This window comes from Comamonas sp. C24C, from assembly GCF_053345995.1.
Genome location: NZ_JBKFBC010000001.1, coordinates 427862 through 451169 on the forward strand (window position 1 = coordinate 427862; position 23308 = coordinate 451169).

The following is a 23308-nucleotide window of genomic DNA, read 5'->3' on the forward strand; positions in this document are numbered from 1 at the left end:
CCATGTTTTTAAGGCTGATGCTTACTTGACGTAGCCAAGAGACCGGGGACCAGCAAGCAGGCCGCGTGGCATAGCTGGTGAGATCAGAAGCCCATGTTGCCGGCACCGCCCTCGAAGTCCTGCGCGGCTTCCACGAGAAACTGCACCTTGCGTTCGCCGCGCCATTCGTTGATGTCCAGGCGATAGGCCAGGGTGGTGCGCGCGGGCAGCGGGTCGGTGTGGTTGAACCAGATGCCGTCGATCTTGGAGCCATGGTGCAGCAGCTCCAGCTTCAGATGCTTTTCGCCAACTAGGCGCTGCGAGGTGATTTCCAGCTCTTCGCTGAAAGTCGGCGCGGCAAAGCCCTGACCCCAGACGGCCAGCTGCATTTGTTCGATCAGGCCGGTGTCCAGCCACTGGGGCGAAAGCGGCCCGTCGGTCTCCAGCCTGCGTGTCAGCGTGGCAGCATCCAGCCATTCCCGGGCGACCTGGGCAAAAGCCTTTTCGAACTCGTCAAAGTGCGCTTCCGTGATGGTGCAGCCTGCTGCCATGGCGTGGCCGCCAAAACGCAGTATCAGACCGGGGTGGCGCTTGCTGACGAGGTCCAGCGCATCGCGCAGATGAAAGCCTGGAATGGAGCGGCCCGAGCCCTTGAGCTCATGCTCCTTGCCCGGAGCGCCGCTGGCTGCAAAGACAAATGTGGGGCGGTGCAGCTTGTCCTTGATGCGCGAGGCCACCACACCGACCACGCCTTCGTGAAAGTCGGGGTCGAACACGCTGATGGCCGGTGGCGGCGTCATGCCGTCCTCGCACAGGCCTTCGGCCATAAGCAGGGCGTGCTCGCGCATGCTGACTTCGATCTCGCGGCGCTCGCGGTTGATGCTGTCCAGCATGCGTGCCAGATTGTCGGCGCGGCTGACATCTTCCGTAGTCAGGCACTCGATGCCTATGGTCATGTCGGCAAGACGACCGGCGGCATTGATGCGTGGTCCCAGGGCAAAACCGAAGTCGATGGTGGAGGCCATGTCAAAGCGGCGGCCCGATGCCTCGAACAGCGCGCGTATGCCGGGCTGCATGCTGCCTTTGCGAATCTGCTTGAGGCCCAGCGCCACCAGGCGGCGGTTGTTGGCGTCGAGTTTGACCACATCGGCCACAGTGCCCAGCGCAACCAGGGGCAGCAATTGCTCCAGCCTGGGCTGGTTGTGGCGATCAAAGCGGCCGCGGTTGCGCAGCTCGGTGCGCAGGGCCAGCAGCACATAGAACATGACGCCCACGCCAGCCATGGACTTGCTGGCGAACTCGCAGCCAGGCTGGTTGGGGTTGACGATGGCGTCCGCTGGCGGCAGGTGGTCGCCCGGCAGATGGTGGTCGGTCACCACGACCGACATGCCCAGCTCCTTGGCCACGGCCACACCTTCCACGCTGGCAATGCCGTTGTCCACGGTAATCAGCATATCGGCACCGGTCTCCTTGACGCGGCGCGAGATGGGTGCGGTCAGGCCGTAGCCGTCGACCACACGGTCGGGCACGAGGTAGTCGGCATGGGCCGCGCCCAGCATGCGCAGGCCGCGCAGGCCCACGGCGCAGGCGGTTGCGCCATCGCAGTCGTAGTCGGCGACGATGCACAGGCGCTTTTGCGCGGCTATGGCATCGGCCAGCAGTTGCACGGCAGCATCGATGCCGCGCAGGCCCGAGGGCGGCAGCAGCAGGGCCGGCGCATCGTCCAGCTCGTCGGCCGAGCAGACGCCTCGCGCTGCATAGAGCTGGGCCAGCAAGGGATGAATCTTGGCCTGCAGCAGTACAGAGACACTGTCGTTGGGGATGGATCGGGGAATTATCTTCATAGCATTTCCCGCAGATCAGGCAAGCGTTTCGTGCCAAAAACACTCTTGATCCGGTCCATCAGGCCGCGTGGCTGGCTTTGCCATTGAACGGCATTGCGCTCGCCGCAGAGCGTGAGCTTGACCGGTTCTCCGCGGGCAGCCCGCTGCTGCAGCTCGGCGATCAGGCTGCTGTCCAGTGCCTGCCAGGCCTTTTGCCAGCCTTGCACATTGCCTTGCAGCGCAGTGTGGCGCAGATCATCCACGCACACGGTCCGGGAGTTCGCCGCAGGCAGGCTGGCAAGGTCTCCCGTGCCATGCACCCAGAAGGAGTTGATGGGCGGCAGGCCGCGTTCGGCACGTCGATCGTTGAAGACATGGGTGTAGAGCAGCATCTGCAGCTCGGTCTGCAGACGCTGAATGATGGCTCCCTGAATCGGGTCGGGCATCCAGGGGCGCACGTCACGGCCCAGCGCGCGGTCCATCGAGGCGGTGGCCAGACCCTTGAAGGCCGCGCCTCGTGCCAGCCAGAGGTCAGCGCGCAGATATTCCAGAGTGATGCCGTCGTCGCTGAACCAGGGTGCGATCAGCGCCAGCAACTGGCGGGATTCGTCTTCGTCCAGTGGCGCGCCGGCCGGGTCGGTCTGATGGACCTGGTCCGGCGTGATATGCCAGTGGCAGGGCGTGATGAAGGCGCAGGCCTGGCTGCTGTCTCCAGCCGCCAGCGCAGCCCAGGGAATCAGCCCGGGTGTATCGGGCAGCTGCATGCCACGGGCCAGGGCGCGCTCATGCGGAGGAGAGAAGTCCATCTCGTCGCCCTGCACCAGCGAGGTCGGCGTCAGCGTTGCTAGCAAGGCCTGCAGGTGAGGGAGTTGCAAACCGTCCCATGCCTGGGGAATGTCGGCAGGGCCGCTGGCATAGGCAACAATGATTTCAGAGGCGCCTGTGCCCAGGGCTTGGGCGGCAGGCAGCAAAGGCGCGGTCAAAGACATGGGCGCTATTGTCGGGCATGGCCGCCGCCTGGGCATGGTGCGGGGGGCTTTGTCACCTCGCAGGCATATTTTTCAGGGTGTAGACCAGGCTGTAGCTTGCATCATCGGCGATGGCGGGCATGCCGGCATTCCAGTCATCCCAGCGCTGGCGCATGGCTTGCAGGCGCTCGGGTTGCTGGCCGGCCAGATTGGCACGCTCGCGCTCGTCCTGCGCCAGATTGAACAGGTATTCGTTGTCCTCCACGCGCAGGTATTTCCATTCGCCTTCGCGCAACGCGCGCTGGTTGCGGTAGAGCATGCGCCAGTACAGCGGCCGGGCAAACTCTGCCCCGTCGGTGCGCAGCACGGGCAGCAGGGAGATGCCATCCAGTGGGTAATCGGGGTCTGCGCTCACACCGGCTGCATCCAGCACCGTGGCAGACCAGTCCATGGTCATGCATGGTTGGGCACTGCTGCGATGGGCCTCGATCACGGCAGGCCAGTGGGCGATCCAGGGCACACGGATGCCGCCTTCGGTCAGGTCCATCTTGCCGCCCACGAGAGGCCAGCTGTCCGAGAAGCGCTCGCCGCCGTTGTCGCTGGTGAAGACGATCAGCGTGTTGTCGAGCTGGCCGTTCTTGCGCAGGGCTTCGACGATCCAGCCTATGCCCTCATCCATGTGATGAATCATGCGGCGGTACTGGTGAATATTGCCTCCCGCCAGATGCGTGATGCCCGCTCCCAGCTGCTCGGCGGTCTCACGGTCATCACGGGTTTCCCAGGGCCAGTGCGGGGCCGTGTAGTGCAGGCTCAGGAAGAAGGGGGCATCGCCCTCGCTCATGCGGTTGACGAAGTCCACGCTGCGCTGGGACAGCAGATCGGTCAGATAGCCTTCGTCGTGATGCTCCTCTTCGCCCACCCACAGATCGTGCTGGCCCGAGCTGCTCAGATGGGTGAAGTAATCCACGCCGCCCGACATGGGGCCGAAGTATTCCTCATAGCCCGAGCGCAGCGGGCCGAAGTGGGGAGGGTAGCCCAGATGCCATTTGCCTATCAGTGCCGTGCGGTAGCCCGCTCCATTGAGCAGCGAGGCGACCGTGGGGATCTCGGGTGGCAGGCCCAGCCTGGCGCCCAGCGGCGTGCCGCGCGTCTTGCTGTTGATGGGCTCCTCGGCTGCACCGCGCAAGCGGTATTGATAGCGGGCCGTGGCCAAGGCAAAACGCGTGGGCGAGCACACGGGTGAATTGGCATAGCCCTGGGTGAGCCTGAGACCGTTGGCGGCCAGGCGGTCGAGCACCGGGGAGACCGGGCCGAAGTCGGCATCGCGGCCGCCGTAGCAGCCGAGGTCGGCATAGCCGAGATCGTCGGCGACGATAAAGATGATGTTGGGACGAGTCATGAAATATGGGGCGTTGTCATGGGGCTGATGGCTGGCGCAGGCGCTCATTCCATCTTCATGCCGGTGGCCTGGGCCAGAACCCGGTAGCGGTCGGCCAGAGCCTGAATGCGTTTGGCGGCTGCATCGCCTGTCAGTCCTTCGTAGACCATGTCGTTGACACGCATGCGTTCACGCAAAGTGCCGTCCTTCATGGCCTTCTCGAACTGGGCCTGGATTTTCTGCACCAGCGGTTCAGGTGTGCTGCTGGGTACCCAGGCAGCGAAAAGCACTTCCTGCTGCAGCTCTTTATGTCCGAGCTCGCCCACGGATGGAACTTCCGGCAGCAAGGGGTTGCGCTGGGCCGTGGTCACGGCCAGCGCCGTGATCTTTCCAGTGGTCACATGGGGCAGCATGGCGGTGGAGCTGATGACGCCGCCGTCGACCTCGCCAGAGAGCATGGCCAGCGTGGCAGGTGCATTGCCTTTGTAGGGCACATGGTTGACCTTGGCTCCGGTGGCGTAAGTCAGGATGCTGGAGGCCAGATGGCCGGGGGTTCCATAGCCGGCGGACCCCAGGGTCAGGCCCTTGTCCTTGCCGCGGGCGATGAACTGCTCCAGTGTCTTGATATTTGTCTTGGGACTGACGGCCATGAGCATGCCTTGCGAGGCGAACACCATGACAGGACGCAGGTCGCCATTTTTGAACGGCATGCTTTTGTAGATCAGCGGGTTGACCGTGAAGCTCGTGTCCAGGCTGATCAGCATGGTGTATCCGTCGGCGGCAGCCTTGGCGACGTAATCGGCTCCTATATTGCCGCCAGCGCCGGTGCGGTTTTCAACAACGAATGGCTGCTTGGTCTCGCGTTGGAGTACTTCCCCCACGCCGCGCGCCAATATGTCCACCGCCCCTCCGGGAGCGAAGGAGGCGATCAGTCGAACCGGCTTGCCGGGCCAGGCGGCGACGGCGGCACCATCGGCAGGCTGGCCCTGGGAGGCGAATGCCGTGCAGCCCAGCAGCAGAGCTAGGCTGGTTTGAAGAAGGCGACGGGGTGCAATCAGGCGGGCCATGGAATCACTCTCTTGTCTGAGGAAAGTGCTGGCATTTGCGAAAATCCCAGCATTTCCCTTGTCTCTGTATTGGGAGCACCCACTGTAGAAGTGGCGGCCACAATTGATCTAATCAACTCATCTCCGTGAATACCCGACAGCCCACCTCCATTCAGCAGATGCTGCTGTTTCGTATCAGCCGCTTCTTCGGTGTGGCGGGCGGCATGGCCATGCGCATGTGCGAGGCCCGCTTCGGCCTCACACGCCGTGAATGGGGCGTGATGGCGACGCTGGCGACCGAGGAGGGTTTGCTGTCATCCGAGCTGGCGCAGAAGGCGCAGCTGGACAGGGCGCGCACTTCGCGGGCGCTCAGCGGCCTGGAGGAAAAAGGCTGGGTGCTGCGCAAGCCTCTTGATGGAGACCGCAGGCGCGTGGCCATCTATCTGACCGAGGAGGGGCGGCGCATGTACGGTCTGATACTGCCCGAGATGGTCAAGATTCATGCCGATATCGTGTCCGTTCTCAGCGATGAGGAACTGGCCTTGTTTGACGGCCTGCTGGCAAGGCTCCAGGCCCATGCGGTGACGCTGGAGCAGCAGGATCAGTATGCGGATCTGCCGCGCATAGGGCGCAGCAGGCCGCCCCGGTAGAGGGGCGGCGGGCAGTCAGATCGCATAAGGCTGGCGCTGTCGGCAGGGCATTGCCGGCAATGCCACAATGCTGGCAACATGCAATTTCCCTACGAACTGGCCGTGGGCTGGCGCTATACCCGTGCAGGGCGCGCCACACGCCGCAATGGCTTCATCTCCTTTATCTCGGGTGTCTCCATGCTTGGCATTGCGCTGGGCGTGGCGGCGCTGATCATTGTGCTGAGCGTGATGAACGGCTTCCAGAAGGAAGTGCGGGATCGCATGCTCAGCGTCGTCTCCCATGTGGAAATCTACGCCCCGCAGGGCGCACCCCTGCCCGATGTGGAGCGCACCATGCGCGAGGCCAGAGCCAACCCCGATGTGGTGGGGGCCGCGCCTTTTGTGGCGGCCCAGGCATTGCTGGCACGCGGCGAGGATATGAAAGGCGCCCTGGTGCGCGGTATCGATCCGGCGCGTGAGGGCGAGGTGACCGATCTGGCGGCCACCAGCGGCGAGGTGCTCAAGCGTCTGGTGCCCGGCGAGTTCAAGGTGGTGCTCGGCATCGAACTGGCGCGCAGTCTCGGTGTGAGCGAGGGCGATGTGATCACGCTGATCGCTCCCAGCGGCCAGGTCACGCCGGCCGGCGTGCTGCCGCGCATGAAGCAGATGACGGTGGCCGGCACCTTCGATTCCGGCCACTACGAATATGACTCGGCGCTGGTGATGATGCATTACGAGGATGCACAGCGCATCTTCCGCCTGGAAGGGCCGACCGGCATTCGCCTAAAGCTCAAGGACTTGCACGAGGCGCCGCGCGTTGCGCATGAACTGGCGGACACCCTGACGGACCGTTTATTCATCCGTGACTGGACGCAGCAGAACAAGACCTGGTTTGCCGCCGTTCAGCTTGAAAAACGCATGATGTTCATCATCCTGACCCTGATCGTGGCCGTGGCGGCTTTCAATCTGGTGTCCACCTTGGTGATGAGCGTGCAGGACAAGCGTGCCGACATTGCCATCCTGCGCACCCTGGGAGCCTCGCCCTCGTCCATCATGGGCATCTTCATGGTGCAGGGCGCCATGGTCGGCGTCATCGGCACCTTGGCCGGTCTGGCGCTGGGGCTGGCGATTGCCTTCAATATCGACGTCATCGTTCCTGCCATTGAGCATGCGCTGCATGCCAACTTCCTGCCCAAGGACATCTACCTGATCAGCAAGATGCCCAGCGAGCCGCAGTCCACGGACATCGTGCCGATCGCCGTGATTTCCCTGATTCTTTCTTTTGTGGCCACGATTTACCCCAGCTGGCGTGCCAGCCGCGTGAACCCTGCGGAGGCACTGCGTTATGAATGATGTTGTGATGGACCAGAGCGTGCTGGAGGCACGCGGCCTGACCAAGCGCTTTGCCGAAGGCAAGCTGGATGTGACCGTGCTGCAGGGTGTGGATCTGCAGGTTAAGGCGGGCGAGACACTGGCCATCGTCGGCGCCTCGGGCTCGGGCAAGTCCACCTTGCTGCACTTGCTGGGTGGGCTGGATGCGCCCACCACGGGTAGCGTCAGTCTCATGGGTCAGCCTCTGCACCAGCTCAGCCCGCAAAAGCAGGGCGCGCTGCGCAACCGGCATCTGGGCTTTATCTACCAGTTCCATCACCTGCTGGCCGAGTTCTCGGCCCAGGAGAATGTGGCCATGCCGCTGCGTATTCGACGCGACGTCAAAGAGGATTGCATGGACCGCGCGGCCGAGATGCTGCGTGCCGTGGGGCTGCGCGAGCGCATGGCGCATCGCCCGGCAGAGCTCTCGGGCGGCGAGCGTCAGCGCGTGGCCATTGCACGTGCGCTGGTCACGCGTCCGGCCTGTGTGCTGGCCGACGAGCCCACGGGCAACCTGGATCGCGGCACGGCCGATACGGTGTTTGCGCTGATGCTGGAGCTGGCGCGCAGCCATGGCACGGCGTTTGTGATGGTCACCCATGACGAAGGACTGGCAGGGCGCTGCGACCGCATGGTCAGACTGGGGCGCGGGCAACTGGCCTGAGCGTCATCGAGCGACGGCAAGGCCCGGGTCACTGCAGCTGCAGCGACCTGGGCCTTTTTTATGAAGAATGCGCCTCAAACGTTTGATTAGTAAGCGCTGACAGCTGCATTTCTGATAGCAATCGTGGCCTGTTCACGTGCCGAGGCCTGCAGCGGCACGGCAGGGCGCGGTCTGGCCGAAACATCCTGCGCCGTCAGATCGTCGGTGACCTCGCGCAGCCTGGCGGACTGGGCCAGCGAGGTCTGCACCACCTCGCCCATGATCTGCGTGACCTGGCGCGAGGAGTTCACGATCTCGGCCATGGTGGTGCCGGCTTCGCGCACCTGGGTCACCCCCTGGGTGACCTGGGTGACCGAGGTCTGGATCAGCTGCTTGATCTCCTTGGCGGCCTCGGCGCTGTGCTGGGCCAGCTGGCGCACCTCATTGGCCACCACGGCAAAGCCGCGTCCCTGGTCACCGGCGCGGGCCGCTTCCACGGCGGCGTTGAGCGCCAGCAGATTGGTCTGGAAGGCGATGGAGTCCATCATGCCGATGATGTCGCTGATCTTGCGCGAGCTGGCGCTGATGGATTCCATGGTGCTCACCACATCCTGCACGGTGCGGCCGCCGGCTTCGGCCACGCTGCAGGCGTCCTGGGCCAGCTCGTTGGCCTGGCGTGCATGGTTGGCACTCTCGGTCAGTCCTTCCACCGTGGCGCGCAGGGTTTGCGCCGCGGTCACGCGGCGTGTGATGTTGGTGGCGAACTTGACGACCTTGAAGGGGCGGCCTTCTGCGTCGAGTATGGGGTTGTAGCTGGCTTCGATCCAGACCTGACGACCGGCCTTGCCTATGCGCAGGTACTGGCCCGCATCGTGATGACCCAGGGCCAGCTTGTGCCAGAAATGCTGATAGGCCGGGGATTGGCGCTCGTGCGGCTGGACGAACATGCTGTGGTGTCTGCCCACGACTTCGGCAAGGGAGTAGCCCATGGTCTGCAGAAACAGATCGTTGGCCGTGAGGATGTTGCCGTTCAGATCGAACTCGATGATGGCCTGCACCTTGGCAATGGCTTCGAGCTGGCCGCGGGCATCGTCTTCATGCTGCTGCTGTTCGGTGATGTCGGTGGCGTACTTGATGACTTTGCGCGGCTGCCCCTGGCTGTCAAAGATCGGGTTGTAGCTGGCCTGCAGCCACACATCCTCGCCCTGGCTGTTGATGCGACGGTAGCGGCCGCTGTCATGCAGGCCTGCCGCCAGGCGCTGCCAGAACTGGGCGTACTCGGCAGAGGCCCGGGTCTCCTCGTCCACAAACATGCGGTGATGCTGGCCGACGATCTGCTCGGCGCTGTAGCCCATGGTGCGCAGAAAGTTGTCATTGGCCGTCAGCACATGGCCTTGCAGATCGAACTCGATCACGGCCTGCACCTGATCGAGTGCAGCCAGCTTGCCCTGCATGTCGGCGCGCTGATGACTTTGACTCAGGCGTTGCCAGAGCGTGCTTTGCAGAAGTCCCGTCATAACTTGCTCCTTTGGCCGGTAGCGCAGGGCAGTGGGTGAAGTTGCTTAATGTTTTATTTGTTTCAATGTGTGTACAGTAGGACAAGACTGGAAACTGTCTGTAGTCACTTGACGTGTCATATGCAGGGGCCAGCCTGCGCAAGCAGCCCGGCCGATGCATGATGTGCAGATGCCCACCTGGATAGATACCCATTGCCACCTGGATGCGCCCGAATTTGCGCCTGACAGAGATGCCGTGCGCGCCGCTGCGCAGGCCGCAGGCGTCAAGCATCTGGTCATTCCCGCCGTGCAGCGCAGCCACTGGCAGGACGTGATTGCGCTTGCTCATCGTCATGGCGACAGCTATGCGCTGGGCATTCATCCGCTCTACACGCCTGGTGCCCAGGAGTCCGATATCGCGGCGCTGCGCGAGTTGCTGAGCCAGCAGCGCGGCGACCCGCATCTGGTGGCGGTGGGCGAAATCGGTCTCGATTTTTTTGTCCCCGGACTGGACGAGCAGCGCCAGATCTGGTTTTACGAGCAGCAGATCCGGCTGGCTCGCGAGTTCGGGCTGCCCGTCATCCTGCATGTGCGCAAGAGCAGCGATCGTCTGCTCAAGACCTTGCGCCAGCACAGGGTTGTAGGTGGCATAGCCCATGCGTTCAACGGCAGCGTCCAGCAGGCGCAGGCGTTTATCGATCTGGGCTTCAAGCTGGGCTTTGGCGGTGCCATCACCTATGAGCGCGCGCTCAAGCTGCGCGAGCTGGCGGCCAGCCTGCCGCTGCAGGCTTTGGTGCTGGAGACCGATGCGCCCGATATCCCGCCGCACTGGCTCTACATCACGGCCGAGCAGCGCGCGGCCGGCCAGCCTCAGGGGCGCAACAGCTCGGCAGAGTTGCCGCGCATTGCGACGGAGATTGCGCAGCTGCGCGGCATGGGCATTGAGCAGCTGGCGCAGGCCAGTACAGCCAATGCACGCGCAGCGCTCTCAGGTTTGCCGGCGCTCTTGTAGGAAAACAGCATCTGGCCGTTGCAGACCAAGTGGCGGTTGCTCATCTTTTCGAATATCAGCCCAAGGGCCATGCCAAGCATGGCTGGGCGACAATAGGGCATGACCGAGGATTCTTCTGCCACAGTGACAGAGACAGGCCCGCGCTGGCAGGGGCTGGCGGCCGTGGCCGATGCGCGCACGCGGGCACTGGTGCTGGGCAGTTTTCCGGGCCTGAAGTCGCTACAGCTGGCGCAGTACTACGCCCATCCGCAAAACCAGTTCTGGCCTTTGCTGCAGGCCTTGTGGCCTCGGCATCCGCAGCCGCCGCGCGCCGACTACGCGGGCCGCTGCGAGTGGCTGCTGGAGCGTGGCCTGGGCCTGTGGGACGTGTATGCGAGCTGCGAGCGCGAGGGCAGTCTGGACAGCGCCATTCGCTGTGCCCAGGTCAACGACTTTGCCGGGCTGCGCCTGCGTTGCCCGGATCTGCAGCTGGCATTGCACAACGGCGGCGAGAGCTACAAGCATGCGCGCCAGACCGAGGCGCTGGGGCTGACGGCGCTCAAACTGCCATCGACCAGCCCGGCCAATGCCAGTTGGTCTTTCGATAAAAAACTGCAGGCCTGGCACCATGCGCTGGCGGCCCATGGCCTGCTTTGAAGATTGGTGTGAAACGTGATCCGTAAAACCCGTGGCGGTGCCAAATCCGCGCAGGACAAGAATGTGGGCAGTGCGCAGGAGCTGCCCGAAGTCAGCGTCTCCGACGATGGCGATATCCGCTATCTGCATCTGGGAACGCCCTGGGTGCAGGGCTCCATGCGCATTCGCGACCCTTTTGATATCGACCTGGAATATGTGCAACGCATGATGGGCTGGCTGCTGTTTGCCGAGCCGGCCGAAGTGCCCCGGATGCACGCCATGCAACTGGGGCTGGGGGCGGCTGCCATCACCAAGTTCTGTCACAAGAAGCTGCGCATGAAGACCACGGCGGTCGAGCTCAATCCCCAGGTGCTGGCCGTGTGCCGCAGCTGGTTCAAGCTGCCCCCCGACAGCAGCACGCTGCAGGTGGTGCTGGCCGATGCGGCCCAGGAAATCAAAAAGCCCGAATGGCAGGGCACGGTCGATGCGCTGGCGGTCGATCTCTACGACCATGAGGCAGCGGCCCCTGTTCTTGACAGTGCCGAGTTCTATACCGACTGCCGCAATCTGCTGACTGAGGACGGCATCATGACCGTCAATCTGTTTGGTCGCTCTTCAAGCTTTGACAAAAGCCTGGACCAGATGGCCCAGGCTTTTGGCGAGGACGCGCTCTGGGCCTTCCGCCCCACGCGCGAAGGCAATACCGTGGTGCTGGCCCAGCGCAGGCCGCGTGTGCTGCAGGGCACCGAGCTGGATCTGGCCTGCGACCAGGTGCAGGCGCGCTGGGATCTGAACACCACACGCTGGGCCAAGGTGTTCGTGCCGGCCCGCGATGCCGAGGCCGGCAGCAAGACGGCCAGATCCAGGGTCGCCCGAGTCGGCAGGGGCGCAGCCGAATGATTGCAAAGCCTGAGTAAAGCTGAGGGTGCAGCATTGATTGGAGCGGAGTTGTGCCGATGATGTAGACATGACGATCAGTGCCATCTCCTCCAGTTCTGCCAGCTCAGCCTCTTCGGGGGCCGGCGCGGCATCGCGTATCCAGCAGCTGCAAAAGCAGATCAAGGATGCAACCAACGAGCTCAAGGAAGTCGCCAACAGCGACGCGGATGCCAAGACCAAGCAGCAGCAGACGCAGTTGCTGCAGGCCAAGATCCAGATGCTGCAGGCCCAGATCGAGGCTCTGCAGAATCAGCAGGCGCAGCAAGCCCAGCAGGCTGCTCAGCGTGGCACCGAAGCCGTTCAGTCAAAGCAGGACGATGCGATGCAGAGCAGAAGTCGCAGCAATCCGGGTCAGGGCGGGTTGGGCGGTCTGCTGGACGAATACGCCTGAGCTGCATCAGACAACAGAGCTTCATCGGCCTGTCATGCATCTTCCTGATCGGCAGCATGGGCCGATGGCGGTACAGTCAGGGCAGTTTTGTTGCTGCAGCCGCCCATGTCATTGACTGAAACCATCCTGCCTCGATCCGTCAAGCCAGCCCAGTATCACGGGCCTCTGGACTGGCGCACGCTGGTGCAATGGCTGCAGGAAGACGGTGTGATCACGGCGCAGGAGGCAGGGCGCACGGTCGCGCGCTGCTCGGCCGCCGAGAGTGCGCAACTGCCGCTGGTGCGTCTGGCCAACGTGGGCGTTGTCGGCGCCCTGACGCACCAGCCGCTGGACCTGGAAACCCTGACTCAGTACCTGGCCCAGCGTAGTGGCCTGACCTATCTGCGCATCGACCCGTTGCGCGTGGATGTGGGCCGCGTGGGCGAGATCATGAGCGCCAGCTACGCCGAGCGCCACAAGGTGCTGCCCGTGCAGGTCACGGCCAAGGAGGTGGTGATCGCCACGGCCGAGCCCTTCATCAAGGACTGGGTGAGCGAGGTCGAGCGGCAGTCGCACCGCAGCGTGCGCTGCGTGGTGGCCAATCCGCAGGACATCAAGCGCTATACGGCGGAGTTCTTTGCGCTGGCCAAATCCGTGCGTGCTGCCGAGAAGGCTGGCGGTGCGACCGGCGGCGCGAGCTTCGAGCAACTGGTGGAGCTGGGCAAGAGCAACAAGCAGCTCGACGCCAACGACCAGGGCGTGGTGCGCGTGGTGGACTGGCTTTGGCAGTATGCCTTCGACCAGCGCGCCAGCGACATCCACCTGGAGCCCCGACGCGAGCAGGGCGTGATCCGCTTTCGCATCGACGGTGTGCTGCATCCGGTCTATCAGATGCCCATGGGAGTGCTGAACGCGATGGTGGCGCGCGTCAAGCTGCTGGGGCGCATGGACGTGGTCGAAAAGCGCCGCCCGCTGGACGGGCGCATCAAGACGCGCAACCCGCGCGGCGAGGAAGTGGAAATGCGCTTGTCCACCTTGCCCACGGCCTTTGGCGAGAAGATGGTGATGCGCATCTTCGATCCCGAGAACACGGTCAAGAATCTGGACGCCCTGGGCTTCAGCGCCCATGATGCCCAGCGCTGGGAAGATCTGGTCAAGCGTCCGCACGGCATCATTCTGGTCACCGGTCCCACGGGCTCGGGCAAGACCACCACGCTGTATTCCACGCTCAAGCGGGTGGCGACCGAGGAGGTCAATGTCAGCACGGTGGAAGACCCCATCGAAATGATCGAGCCCAGCTTCAACCAGACCCAGGTTCAGCCCCAGCTCGACTTCGGCTTCACCGAAGGCCTGCGCGCGCTGATGCGCCAGGACCCGGACATCATCATGGTGGGCGAGATCCGCGATCTGGCCACGGCCGAAATGGCGGTGCAGGCCGCGCTGACCGGCCATCTGGTGTTCTCCACGCTGCACACCAACGATGCACCCAGCGCCGTCAGTCGCCTGATGGAGCTGGGCGTGCCCTCGTATCTGATCAATGCCACCTTGCTGGGCGTGCTGGCCCAGCGACTGGTGCGCACGCTGTGCCCCAGCTGCAAGGTGCGCGATGAAGATGCCAAGCCCGAGGATCTGGCCGAATCGGTCAGGCCCTGGAAGCTGACCGGCAGCTACCAGCCGTACAAGCCCGTGGGCTGCGAAGACTGCCGCATGACAGGCTATCGCGGCCGCATGGGGTTGTACGAGCTGCTGATGGTCACCGAGACCCTCAAGAAGCAGATTCACGATGCTCCGTCGATGGACGTTCTGCGTCGCCAGGCCGTACAGGACGGAATGCGTCCCCTGCGTCTTGCAGGGGCCTTGCGGGTTGCGGAAGGTCTGACCACCTTGCCCGAGGTGCTGGCCTGCACGCCGCTGATGAGCGAAATCTGAAGGCAGGACTGCAAGTGCTTGCTGTCCTGCCAGGGCAGCCAGGCAAGGCCGACATGCATCGGGCTTGCCCACGGTAGAAGGGGGCAGAACGTCAGCATTAGGGTATGCCCTTTGTAGGTGGAATCCACATCAATTTGGCATATCTATGAAACGAGAATCGCCAAGTCGTGATTTCCGTAAGGAGACGTTTTGTGAAAATCAAGAGCCAAAAAGACTTTTTCTCCGGTCTGATGTTCTTGGCCGTCGGTCTCGCATTTGCGATCGGCGCGTCCAACTACACCATTGGCACCGGCGCCCGTATGGGTCCAGGTTACTTCCCTCTGATCCTGGGTGTGCTCATGGCCATCCTGGGTGCAGCCATCTGCGTCGGCGGCCTGACCAAGGGCCCCGAAGGTGGTGACAAGATCGGTAAGTGGGCCTGGAAGCCTGTGTTCTTCGTGCTGGCTGCCAACTTTGCCTTCGGCATTCTGTTGGTGGGCGTACCGGCTGTGGGCATCCCCCAGTTCGGTCTGATCATTGCGATCTACGCTTTGGTCTTTATCGCCAGCATGGCCGGTCAGACCTTCAACCTCAAGGAAACAGCCGTTCTGGCCACCATTTTGGCGGTCGGCAGCTATTTCGCTTTCGTGTGGGCGCTGAATCTGCAGTTCCCCGTGTGGCCTAGCTTCATCGCTGGCTAATCAGGAGCATCGTCCATGGATCTGATTCAGAACTTGTCGACGGGTTTTGGCGTGGCTTTCACGTTCCAGAACCTGATCTACTGCTTTGTGGGCTGTCTGCTCGGTACGCTGATTGGCGTGCTGCCCGGCATTGGCCCTGTGGCGACCATCGCCATGTTGCTGCCAGCAACTTATGCACTGCCTCCCGTGGCGGCGCTGATCATGCTGGCCGGTATTTACTACGGCGCCCAGTACGGTGGTTCCACCACCGCCATTCTGGTAAACCTGCCAGGTGAATCGTCCTCTGTGGTGACCGTGATTGACGGTTACCAGATGGCCCGAAAAGGCCGGGCGGGGCCCGCGTTGGCGGCAGCCGGTATCGGCTCCTTCTTCGCAGGCTGCGTGGGTACCGTGATTCTGGCTGCCTTCGCTCCTCCCCTGACCGAAGTCGCTTTCAAGTTCGGCCCTGCCGAGTACTTCTCGCTGATGACCCTGGGTCTGATCGGTGCCGTGGTGCTGGCTTCCGGCTCGCTGCTCAAGGCGATCGCGATGATCGTGCTGGGTCTGCTGCTGGGCATGGTCGGTACCGACGTGAACTCTGGCGTGGCCCGTTACAGCTTCGATATTCCTGAGCTGACCGACGGCATCGACTTCGTCGTGATCGCCATGGGTGTGTTCGGTTACGGCGAAATCATTGCCAACCTGTCCAAGCCTGAAGACGAGCGCGAAGTGTTCGCCGCCAAGGTGACCGGTCTGATGCCCACAGGCGAAGACTTCAAGCGCATGATTCCTGCCATGCTGCGCGGCACGGCCCTGGGTTCGGCCCTGGGTATCCTGCCCGGTGGCGGTGCCATGCTGTCGGCCTTTGCTGCCTACACCATCGAAAAGAAGACCAAGCTGAAGCCCGGCGAAGTTCCTTTCGGTCAAGGCAATATCCGTGGCGTGTGCGCTCCCGAGTCGGCCAACAACGCCGGTTCGCAGACATCGTTCATTCCTCTGCTGACCCTGGGTATTCCTCCCAACGCCGTGATGGCGCTGATGGTGGGTGCCATGACGATTCACAACATCCAGCCCGGTCCTCAGGTGATGACCAGCAACCCGGAACTGTTCTGGGGTCTGATTGCCTCCATGTGGATTGGTAACCTGATGCTGATCATCTTGAACCTGCCGCTGATCGGCGTCTGGATCAAGCTGCTGACAGTGCCTTACCGCTGGCTGTTCCCGTCCATCGTGTTGTTCTGTGCTATCGGCGTGTACGGTACCAACAACAACGCCTGGGACGTGTGGATGGTGGGTATCTTCGGTTTCATCGGCTATGTGTTCCACAAGCTGGGTACTGAACCTGCTCCTCTGCTGCTGGGCTTCATCCTGGGCCCGATGATGGAAGAAAACCTGCGCCGTGCCCTGCTGCTGTCGCGTGGTGACTGGTCGGTCTTCGTGACTCGCCCCATCTCTGCCTGCCTGCTGGCCGCTGCCCTGGTGCTGCTGGTCGTGGTGCTGATGCCTGCAGTGAAGAACAAGCGTGAAGAAGCCTTCGTGGAAGACTGATGGTCTTGCCTGATTGCTGAATCAAGCGCAAAAGCGGCCCGCAAGGGCCGCTTTTTTGATATGAGGACCTTTGTTTCGGGGGCCATGGATTAGGGCGGCAAAATAGCTGCAGTTATTCGAAAGATTGCATGGCCTTGTCTCTATTGCCCGCGCAACACCCCCAGCGGGTCTTGCTGCACAACGAAATTCACGCGCGTCCTGCGGAAATCATGCAGGCCCCTCTGGCCATCACGCATATCGTGATGCTCACCGATGCGGCCCAGCGCGAGGCCAGCCGCGAACATGTGGCGGCCCTGCTGCGCAACCACCACCGCCCCCTGCCCGATGCGGCAACCACCCATGTGCTGATCGACCTGGGCGCGTTTCGCCTGCGCTGGGAGCAGCACACCGAGTTCGTGGCCTGGACCTTCACCACGCCCATGGCGCAGGCCGGCGTGGCCGATGTGCGCGAGCCCGAGACCGCCATCGATGCCGTGCCGCGCGACTGGCTGGCCGCCCTGCCGGGGCAGTGCCTGAGCAGCCTGCACCTGTGGGCGCTGAACGAGCAGGATGTGGACCCGCACTATCTGATGCGTCACATGCTGCATGCCGATACCCTGGTCGGCTCACGCGTCTCCGGCGGCGCAGGCTCCATCTATACCGACTTTGCGATTCATCCCGACGGCTTCTCGCGCATGCTGCTGCTGGCGGGCGCCGATCTGTCGCCGCGCCGCCTGGGCCGTCTGGTGCAGCGCGTGCTGGAGATCGAGACCTATCGCATGGCGGCGCTGCTGGGCCTGCCGGCCGCGCGCAAGGCTGCCGCCGTGCTGGCCACGGCCGAGCGTGAGCTGGCCGAGCTGGCCAATGCCATCCGCGCTGCCGACCGCGACACCGAGCCGGCCCTGCTGGACCGCCTGACCCGGCTGGCCGGCCAGGTGGAGAGCGAGTACGCGGCCACGCATTCGCGCTTTTCGGCCAGCTCCGCCTATTTCGAGCTGGTGGACAGGCGCATTCAGGAAATTCAGGAGACGCGGGTGGACGGCATCCAGACCATTCGCGAATTCATGGACCGGCGCCTCACGCCTGCGCGCGCGACCTGCGAATGGGCGACACGCCGCCAGAATGCGCTGTCCGAGCGGGTCTCGCGTGTCAGCAGTCTGCTGCGCACGCGCGTCGAGATCGAGCAGCAGCAAAGCAGCCAGCAACTGCTGGGCACCATGAACGACCGCCAGGGCACGCAGCTCAAGCTGCAATCCACGGTGGAAGGCCTGTCGGTCGCGGCCATCACCTACTACATCACCGGCCTGATCAGCTATCTGGCCAAGGGCGGGCAGAAACTGGGCTGGCCCTGGTCGCCCGAGTCGACGGCGGCCATGGCCATTCCGGTCGTGGCCCTGGGTGTCTGGTGGTCGCTGCGCAGGCTGCACCACAAGCTGTTTCATGGTCGCAGTCATTGAACATTGAGTTGACTGCTGGTGCTTACTCACAAAGCGCTGGCAGGTATGAATTTTGATAGTGTCGGGCAGCTTGCCCGGCTTGGAAACTGTGTGAAAGGACACTGACATGGACTTTGGTATCTCCGGGCGCTGGGCTCTGGTCTGCGGCGCCAGCAAAGGTTTGGGTTTTGGCTGCGCCAAGGCCCTGGCCGAAGAGGGTGTGAATCTGGTCATCAATGCCAGAAACGCCGAGACATTGCAGCTGGCAGTGCAGAAGCTGCAAGCCATTGCTCCTCAGATCAAGGTCATCGGTGTCGCAGCAGACATCACCACGCCAGAAGGTCGCACGGCAGTGTTCGAAGCCGCTGGCGGCCCGGGCAAGGACTACGACATCGTCGTGACCAACGCCGGCGGCCCGCCTCCTGGCGACTTCCGCACCTGGGATCGTGAAGCCTGGATCAAGGCCGTGGACGCCAATATGCTGACCCCCATCGAGCTGATCAAGGCCACGGTGGACGGCATGGCCGCGCGTGGCTTCGGTCGCATCGTCAACATCACCTCGAGCGCGGTCAAGGCACCTATCGACATCCTGGGACTGTCCAACGGCGCGCGCAGCGGCCTGACGGGCTTTGTGGCCGGCCTGGCGCGTTCAGGCATTGCCGCCAAGGGCGTGACCATCAACAGCATCCTGCCCGGCAAGTTCGACACCGATCGTCTGGTGGCCACCCATCAGGCAGCGGCCAACAAGACCGGCCAGGACCTGGATGCCGTGCGCCAGGCCCAGGCCGCCCAGATTCCTGCCAAGCGCTTTGGCACGGCCGAAGAATTCGGCGCCATCTGTGCCTTCCTGTGCAGCCGCCAGGCTGGCTATATGACGGGCCAGAACATCCTGCCCGACGGCGGTCTGTACCCCGGCACTTACTGATCGTTGATCGACGGCCGAAACGACAAAGCCCCGCATTGCGGGGCTTTTGTCCGGGGCGGCTGCCTATTTGCGGGACGACACGACGATGCCGGTCACGATCAGCGCAAACGCAAGCGCGTGGTAGAGGTGAGGGGTTTCGCCGAGCACGGGAATCGACAGCAGGGCCGTGAACAGCGGAATCAGATTGCCGAAGAAGCCTGCAATGGCGGGCGTGGCGCGCTGCACGCCCATGCCCCAGAAGCGGTAGGCCAGAATGGCCGGGCCCACGGCGATGAACAGCAGGCTGCCCAGCAGCGGCCAGCCCGGCACCAGGCGGAATTCGCCCAGCAGGGCTTCGCCGCCCGTGAAGAGACCGGACCAGAGCAGGCCGAAAACGATCTGAGCGAGCAAAAAGCTGGCCCAGTGCGATTTCACCTCCTGTGGGCCGCTGCTGCGCGAAAGCAGCCAGGTGTAGAAAGCCCAGGCGATGGTGGCCAGCACCATGAACAGGTCGCCGGGCACAAAGTGCAGATCGAGCAGCGTCTGCCAGTCGCCGCGCGACATCACCACCGCCACGCCCAGCACCGACAGCAAAGCCCCGCCCATCTGCCGGCGGCTGGCGCGAATGCCCCAGCACAGCCGGCCTATGGCCAGCATCCACACCGGCATGCTGGAGCTCACCAGCGTCACATTCAGCGGGGTCGAGGTCTTGAGCGCCAGATACAGCAAGGCGTTGTAGCAGCCTATGCCCAGCAGCCCCAGCAGCATGTATTGCCGCCACAGGGGCCAGATCGGGCTGTTCCTGCGCAGCACCCGCCACGCCAGCGGCAGCAGCAGCACGAAGGCGATGCACCAGCGCAGAAAGTTGAGTGCAAACGGCGAGATCAGATCGTGAGCGAGTCGGCCCACGATGGCATTGCCGGCCCACAGTGCCGGAGCCAGGCTGAGCATGGCGACCGTGGCAGGTTTCAGGGGGGAATTCATGGATTGTCACTGTAACCCGAGGTCGCTGGCGGGCAGCCCGGCTGCGCCTTGCTGCGGTGGCTGGCGCTCCTCAATAGTGATGCAAGCCTTCCCGTTTTGCGAAGCTGAGCACAATGCAGACTTGGGAGATTTTTCATGAAGCAGCAAACCACGCCGCCGCAGCAGCAACAATGGCTGCAGGCACAGCAGGCCATGGCCAGCAGGCATCCTCTGCGCCCGCGCCAGCCGCTGTGCATTGATGAGCAGCAGATCGGCAGCATCGAGGAAGACTTTGCGCGCAAGCTGGGGGCCGATCTGCTGGCTGCGCACGGAATAGTGCTGAGGCTGCTGGCCGGGCAATGGCGGCTGGAAGGCCAGGGCGGGGCGACGGACAAGCTGAACCGGCTGGCGCAGGCCATGCGCAGCGCCGGTCTTGCCGGTGCTTGGCGCAATGAGCAACTGGCGGTCTGCGATGCGCAGGGACGGCAACTGGCAACCATCGAGCGAGGTGCCGTGCGGCCGCTGGGCATTGCCACCCGGGCCGTGCATCTGGTGGGCGTCTGCGCGGACGGCGCGCTCTGGGTGCAGCAGCGCGCAGAAGACAAGGCCAACAACCCCGGCATGTGGGACACCTTGATGGGGGGCATGGTCTCGGCAGCAGACAGTCTGGCCGAGGCGCTGGCGCGTGAGACCTGGGAAGAGGCCGGTCTGCGGGTGGCCGAGCTGGGCGAGCTCAGTCATGGTGGCGAGGTGGTGTTCGCAAGGCCCAGCGACGAAGCCGAGGGTCAGGGCTATATGGTCGAGCGCATCGACTGGTTCTCGGCCCTGGTGCCCGATGCGCTGCAGCCTGCGAACCAGGACGGCGAGGTGCAGCGTTTCGAGCGGCTGGATCTGGCCGAGGTTCAGAGCTGGATGCTTCAGGGCTGTTTCACGCCCGAGGCCTCCCTGGTGCTTGCCGCCTACATGGGCTGGTAGGGCGGCAAGGCCGCTAGCGCTGGCTCTCCAGTGCGGTGGACTTGAGACGGCTGGGCGCCAGGGCTCCGGCCTGCTCGAGAATCGGATAGGCCACCGAGCACAGCAGGGAGTTGATGCGCTTGAGGTCGCTGATCATGTCGATATGCAGAGAGCTGGTCTCTATGCTCGATACCGTGTGCTGCGATAGACGTTCCAGGTGAGTGGCCGAGTAGGCCAGCTCCAGATCGCGGAAGCGCGCTTTTTCCTCGAGCAGCTTTTGCGCCTCGCGCACATTGCCGTTGAGGAAGACGCTCATGGCCAGGCGCAGATTGTCCAGCAGATGCTGGGTCAGCTCGTGAATCTCCAGCTTGCCGGCGGCCGAGAACTGACGGCCCTTCTTGATCTTCTTGTCTTCCAGATCCAGCAGCACGCGCTCGATGATGTCGCCGATCTGTTCCATATTGATGGTGAAGCTGATGATTTCCGTCCAGCGCTGACCTTCGCGCTCATCGAGTTCGGCGCGCGAGATCTTGGTCATGTAGTACTTGATGGCCGAGTACAGATCGTCCACCGTGGATTCCAGGTGGCGCACTTCCTCGGAGAGCTTGGCATCGTCGGTCTCGGCGACCTTCTGCAGGCCGATCAGCATGGACTCCACCACGTCGGCCTGGTGCAGCGATTCGCGCACGGCGCAGGTGATGGCCAGCGAAGGCGTGGACAGGGCCGACGGGTCCAGGTGGCGAGGGCGCAGCAGCTTGGCTGCGCTTTCTTCCTCGGGCTTGGGCAGCATGGCGGTCACCCAGCGGGCCACGAGCTGGGTCAGGCCGATGAAGCACAGGCTGTTGAAGATGTTGAAGGCCAGGTGGAACATCACCACGTTCTGGCCGGCGTTGGCCAGATAGGGTTGGGCGTACTGCGTCCACAGTCCGATGAAGGGCGCGACGATGGCCACGCCCATGATCTTGAATAGCAGATTGCCCACGGTGACCTGGCGCTCTTCCACCGCCGACTTGGCGGTGGTGAGCGCCGCGACCAGGCCGCTGCCCAGGTTGGCGCCCAGGGTCAGGCCCAGCGCCACATCCAGCGGAATGGCGCCCGAGCTGGCCATGGCTGCAATCAGCAGCACCACGGCCAGGCTGGAATAGGCCAGCACGGCCAGTACCGCGCCCAGCAGCAACTCCATGAACAGATCGCTGCTGACCGAAGCCAGCAGGGTGCGCACGGCCGGGGCCTGCAGCAAGGGCTCGGTGGCCTCCACCACCAGGCGCAGGGCCAGCAGCATCAGGCCCAGGCCGATGAGCACACGGCCGATACGCCCGGGCTTGGAGTCCTTGCGCGAGATATAGAGCACCACGCCGACAAAAATGAACAGCGGCGAGAGCCATGAAAGATCGGTGGAGAACAGCACGGCCATCAGGGCCGTGCCGACATCGGCGCCGCGCATCACGGCCAGGGCCGAGGGCAGGGTGATCAGACCCTGGCCGACGAAGGACGAGGTCATCAGCGAGGTGGCGGTGCTCGACTGCACGAGGGCCGTGACGCCCATGCCCGAGAGCGCTGCCGAGAAACGGTTGCTCATGCTGCGGGCAAGAATATTGCGCAGGTTGGCGCCGAAGACCTGCAGAACGCCGGTGCGAACCATCTGAGAGCCCCAGATCAACAGGGCAATGGCTGCTAAAAGATTCAATAAATGCTTCATGTTCTGCCCGCGAAGGAGCGACCTAATATACCCCTGAGTGAGGCGGTTCTGCCCGGAGTCCTCCCTCTTCTCGCACAAATAAGTGCGGAATAAGGAAAACAATAGAACAAAAACGAAATATTTAAAACATCGTTTCTACGGATGCGAAATAGGAAAAAACCGAAATTTTTTGAAGTCTGCATTGCCTATGCTGCTATCAAAAAGGTGGTTTCATGATTCCTTCACTGCCCAGCGCTGCTGTTGTGGGCTTTCTTTTGACGCTGCTGGCGGCCCTGGTGGCCGTCGGCTTGCTGCTGTGGTGGGGCTGGCGGCAGTGGCATGTGCGCTGCGGCCGGCCCAGGCCGCCGCTGCGCATCTGGCAGTGGGAGCTGGCCGTATGGCTGTCCATACTGCCCATTGCAACACTGGTGGGGCTGGCGCAGATTGCCTGGGTTGATCACCGGCAGGAGCGGCAGAGGACCGCGCAGCAGCGGCTCACGCACATCACGCTGGAGCGGCCCGTGGTCTGGGGCGACATCGTCTTGCCCGCAGGCAGCCATATTCAGCGCGAAGCGCCCCAGGGCGCTGAGAAGCAGGGCGGGCAGCCCGATCTGCGAGGCCTGAAGGAGATACGCTTTCCCCATCCCGTGCAGCTGGGCGATATCTGGGTCAACGCCTTGAGCGTCTACCACCAGGTGCTGCTGGAGCTGGACCAGCCCTACGAATTCTCGGCGCCGGGCCGGCAGACGGTGAGCTGCGAGCCCGGAAACATGGTGCAGCTGACTGCTGGCGAGCAGCCCCGCAGCTTCGACAAAAACCTGTTTCCCAGGCGCCTGGACGGCCTGCTGCTCAAGGATTGGGTGTTTGACGCCTGCTTCATCACCACGCCGATCAACGTGCGCTACTGGAAGGACGACAGGCTGATCTGGGCCGATGCGCCTGTCTATGCGTCGGCGGCATCCGGGCCGGGCACGGAGCAATGAAAAAGC

General features: G+C 63.4%; 21 protein-coding genes. 14 read left to right on the top strand and 7 right to left on the bottom strand.

Annotated elements, in window-relative coordinates; genetic code table 11:
• Positions 1–83 precede the first annotated feature (83 nt).
• From recJ to ACLBXN_RS01950, 4 genes are read right to left on the bottom strand one after another with little or no spacing between them, the layout of a single operon-like run.
• A complete protein-coding gene (gene recJ / locus ACLBXN_RS01935; protein WP_211457667.1) occupies positions 84–1823 on the bottom strand; it encodes a single-stranded-DNA-specific exonuclease RecJ in 1740 nt (579 codons plus the stop codon).
• The gene (locus tag ACLBXN_RS01940; protein WP_447610955.1) at positions 1820–2791 is read right to left on the bottom strand and encodes a phosphoglycerate mutase; all 972 of its coding nucleotides are present in this window, start codon (positions 2789–2791) and stop codon (positions 1820–1822) included. The genes recJ and ACLBXN_RS01940 overlap by 4 nt, the downstream gene beginning before the upstream one ends.
• 52 nt (positions 2792–2843) lie before the next feature.
• A complete protein-coding gene (locus tag ACLBXN_RS01945) occupies positions 2844–4169 on the bottom strand; it encodes a sulfatase family protein (RefSeq protein WP_447610956.1) in 1326 nt (441 codons plus the stop codon).
• A 44-nt stretch (positions 4170–4213) separates the two neighbouring features.
• Positions 4214–5215, bottom strand: a complete 1002-nt coding sequence (locus ACLBXN_RS01950) for a Bug family tripartite tricarboxylate transporter substrate binding protein (protein WP_447610957.1) — start codon at positions 5213–5215, stop codon at positions 4214–4216.
• Positions 5216–5373: 158 nt separating this feature from the next.
• On the opposite strand from ACLBXN_RS01950, the gene ACLBXN_RS01955 reads away from it, so the two are divergent.
• From ACLBXN_RS01955 to lolD, 3 genes are all read left to right on the top strand, one after another.
• Complete coding sequence (locus ACLBXN_RS01955; protein WP_043003445.1) at positions 5374–5844, top strand: MarR family winged helix-turn-helix transcriptional regulator; 471 nt, start codon at positions 5374–5376, stop codon at positions 5842–5844.
• 78 nt (positions 5845–5922) lie between these two features.
• Complete coding sequence (locus ACLBXN_RS01960; protein WP_167006088.1) at positions 5923–7176, top strand: lipoprotein-releasing ABC transporter permease subunit; 1254 nt, start codon at positions 5923–5925, stop codon at positions 7174–7176.
• Positions 7169–7858, top strand: a complete 690-nt coding sequence (gene lolD / locus ACLBXN_RS01965) for a lipoprotein-releasing ABC transporter ATP-binding protein LolD (protein WP_447610958.1) — start codon at positions 7169–7171, stop codon at positions 7856–7858. Before ACLBXN_RS01960 ends, lolD begins: the two co-directional genes overlap by 8 nt.
• An 86-nt stretch (positions 7859–7944) precedes the next feature.
• On the opposite strand, the gene ACLBXN_RS01970 is transcribed toward lolD, so the two are convergent.
• On the bottom strand, positions 7945–9354 hold the full coding sequence (locus ACLBXN_RS01970; protein WP_447610959.1) for a methyl-accepting chemotaxis protein: 1410 nt from the start codon (positions 9352–9354) through the stop codon (positions 7945–7947).
• A 154-nt stretch (positions 9355–9508) separates the two neighbouring features.
• Here ACLBXN_RS01970 and ACLBXN_RS01975 point away from each other — a divergent pair, with 154 nt between their 5' ends.
• From ACLBXN_RS01975 to ACLBXN_RS02015, 9 genes are all read left to right on the top strand, one after another.
• Positions 9509–10345 (top strand): TatD family hydrolase, encoded by an 837-nt coding sequence (locus tag ACLBXN_RS01975; RefSeq protein WP_447610960.1) that lies wholly within the window; start codon positions 9509–9511, stop codon positions 10343–10345.
• 99 nt (positions 10346–10444) lie between these two features.
• Entirely contained in the window at positions 10445–10981 is a 537-nt protein-coding gene (locus ACLBXN_RS01980) for a DNA-deoxyinosine glycosylase (RefSeq protein ID WP_211457660.1), read from the top strand.
• Positions 10982–10996: 15 nt separating this feature from the next.
• A complete protein-coding gene (locus ACLBXN_RS01985; RefSeq protein ID WP_447610962.1) occupies positions 10997–11860 on the top strand; it encodes a spermine/spermidine synthase domain-containing protein in 864 nt (287 codons plus the stop codon).
• Between the two features lie 67 nt (positions 11861–11927).
• On the top strand, positions 11928–12290 hold the full coding sequence (locus tag ACLBXN_RS01990; RefSeq protein ID WP_447610963.1) for a FlxA-like family protein: 363 nt from the start codon (positions 11928–11930) through the stop codon (positions 12288–12290).
• 105 nt (positions 12291–12395) lie between these two features.
• Positions 12396–14198, top strand: coding sequence for a GspE/PulE family protein (locus ACLBXN_RS01995; protein ID WP_407715188.1), 1803 nt, complete (start codon positions 12396–12398; stop codon positions 14196–14198).
• Positions 14199–14389: 191 nt separating this feature from the next.
• A complete protein-coding gene (locus ACLBXN_RS02000; protein ID WP_211457656.1) occupies positions 14390–14878 on the top strand; it encodes a tripartite tricarboxylate transporter TctB family protein in 489 nt (162 codons plus the stop codon).
• A 15-nt stretch (positions 14879–14893) separates the two neighbouring features.
• Complete coding sequence (locus ACLBXN_RS02005; RefSeq protein WP_003058274.1) at positions 14894–16405, top strand: tripartite tricarboxylate transporter permease; 1512 nt, start codon at positions 14894–14896, stop codon at positions 16403–16405.
• 128 nt (positions 16406–16533) lie between these two features.
• Positions 16534–17841: a DUF3422 family protein gene (locus ACLBXN_RS02010; protein WP_003058273.1), complete on the top strand. Its 1308-nt coding sequence runs from the start codon at positions 16534–16536 to the stop codon at positions 17839–17841.
• A 106-nt stretch (positions 17842–17947) separates the two neighbouring features.
• A complete protein-coding gene (locus tag ACLBXN_RS02015) occupies positions 17948–18745 on the top strand; it encodes an SDR family oxidoreductase (RefSeq protein WP_003058272.1) in 798 nt (265 codons plus the stop codon).
• A 63-nt stretch (positions 18746–18808) separates the two neighbouring features.
• On the opposite strand, the gene ACLBXN_RS02020 is transcribed toward ACLBXN_RS02015, so the two are convergent.
• Positions 18809–19708 carry a DMT family transporter gene (locus ACLBXN_RS02020; protein ID WP_447610964.1) on the bottom strand — a complete coding sequence of 300 codons (900 nt, stop codon included), beginning with the start codon at positions 19706–19708 and terminating at the stop codon, positions 18809–18811.
• 135 nt (positions 19709–19843) lie between these two features.
• On the opposite strand from ACLBXN_RS02020, the gene ACLBXN_RS02025 reads away from it, so the two are divergent.
• On the top strand, positions 19844–20662 hold the full coding sequence (locus ACLBXN_RS02025) for an NUDIX hydrolase (protein WP_447610965.1): 819 nt from the start codon (positions 19844–19846) through the stop codon (positions 20660–20662).
• Positions 20663–20675: 13 nt separating this feature from the next.
• Here the strand turns inward: ACLBXN_RS02025 and ACLBXN_RS02030 are convergent, their stop codons facing one another.
• Positions 20676–22340: a Na/Pi cotransporter family protein gene (locus ACLBXN_RS02030; protein WP_211457654.1), complete on the bottom strand. Its 1665-nt coding sequence runs from the start codon at positions 22338–22340 to the stop codon at positions 20676–20678.
• A 212-nt stretch (positions 22341–22552) separates the two neighbouring features.
• Here ACLBXN_RS02030 and ACLBXN_RS02035 point away from each other — a divergent pair, with 212 nt between their 5' ends.
• Positions 22553–23302 (top strand): hypothetical protein, encoded by a 750-nt coding sequence (locus ACLBXN_RS02035; RefSeq protein WP_447610966.1) that lies wholly within the window; start codon positions 22553–22555, stop codon positions 23300–23302.
• Positions 23303–23308: the final 6 nt, after the last annotated feature.

Bases quoted from the DNA above. Each gene is read 5' to 3' on its own strand.
- ACLBXN_RS01980 (WP_211457660.1), top strand. From the start codon at position 10,445: ATGACCGAGGATTCTTCTGCCACAGTGACAGAGACAGGCCCGCGCTGG.
- ACLBXN_RS02005 (WP_003058274.1), top strand. From the start codon at position 14,894: ATGGATCTGATTCAGAACTTGTCGACGGGTTTTGGCGTGGCTTTCACG.
- ACLBXN_RS01955 (WP_043003445.1), top strand. From the start codon at position 5,374: ATGCTGCTGTTTCGTATCAGCCGCTTCTTCGGTGTGGCGGGCGGCATG.
- ACLBXN_RS01945 (WP_447610956.1), bottom strand. From the start codon at position 4,169: ATGACTCGTCCCAACATCATCTTTATCGTCGCCGACGATCTCGGCTAT.
- ACLBXN_RS02020 (WP_447610964.1), bottom strand. From the start codon at position 19,708: ATGAATTCCCCCCTGAAACCTGCCACGGTCGCCATGCTCAGCCTGGCT.
- ACLBXN_RS01960 (WP_167006088.1), top strand. From the start codon at position 5,923: ATGCAATTTCCCTACGAACTGGCCGTGGGCTGGCGCTATACCCGTGCA.
- ACLBXN_RS02030 (WP_211457654.1), bottom strand. From the start codon at position 22,340: ATGAAGCATTTATTGAATCTTTTAGCAGCCATTGCCCTGTTGATCTGG.
- ACLBXN_RS01970 (WP_447610959.1), bottom strand. From the start codon at position 9,354: ATGACGGGACTTCTGCAAAGCACGCTCTGGCAACGCCTGAGTCAAAGT.
- ACLBXN_RS01940 (WP_447610955.1), bottom strand. From the start codon at position 2,791: ATGTCTTTGACCGCGCCTTTGCTGCCTGCCGCCCAAGCCCTGGGCACA.
- recJ (WP_211457667.1), bottom strand. From the start codon at position 1,823: ATGAAGATAATTCCCCGATCCATCCCCAACGACAGTGTCTCTGTACTG.
- ACLBXN_RS02015 (WP_003058272.1), top strand. From the start codon at position 17,948: ATGGACTTTGGTATCTCCGGGCGCTGGGCTCTGGTCTGCGGCGCCAGC.
- ACLBXN_RS01995 (WP_407715188.1), top strand. From the start codon at position 12,396: ATGTCATTGACTGAAACCATCCTGCCTCGATCCGTCAAGCCAGCCCAG.
- ACLBXN_RS02010 (WP_003058273.1), top strand. From the start codon at position 16,534: ATGGCCTTGTCTCTATTGCCCGCGCAACACCCCCAGCGGGTCTTGCTG.
- lolD (WP_447610958.1), top strand. From the start codon at position 7,169: ATGAATGATGTTGTGATGGACCAGAGCGTGCTGGAGGCACGCGGCCTG.
- ACLBXN_RS01990 (WP_447610963.1), top strand. From the start codon at position 11,928: ATGACGATCAGTGCCATCTCCTCCAGTTCTGCCAGCTCAGCCTCTTCG.
- ACLBXN_RS01975 (WP_447610960.1), top strand. From the start codon at position 9,509: ATGCATGATGTGCAGATGCCCACCTGGATAGATACCCATTGCCACCTG.
- ACLBXN_RS02035 (WP_447610966.1), top strand. From the start codon at position 22,553: ATGATTCCTTCACTGCCCAGCGCTGCTGTTGTGGGCTTTCTTTTGACG.
- ACLBXN_RS01950 (WP_447610957.1), bottom strand. From the start codon at position 5,215: ATGGCCCGCCTGATTGCACCCCGTCGCCTTCTTCAAACCAGCCTAGCT.
- ACLBXN_RS02025 (WP_447610965.1), top strand. From the start codon at position 19,844: ATGAAGCAGCAAACCACGCCGCCGCAGCAGCAACAATGGCTGCAGGCA.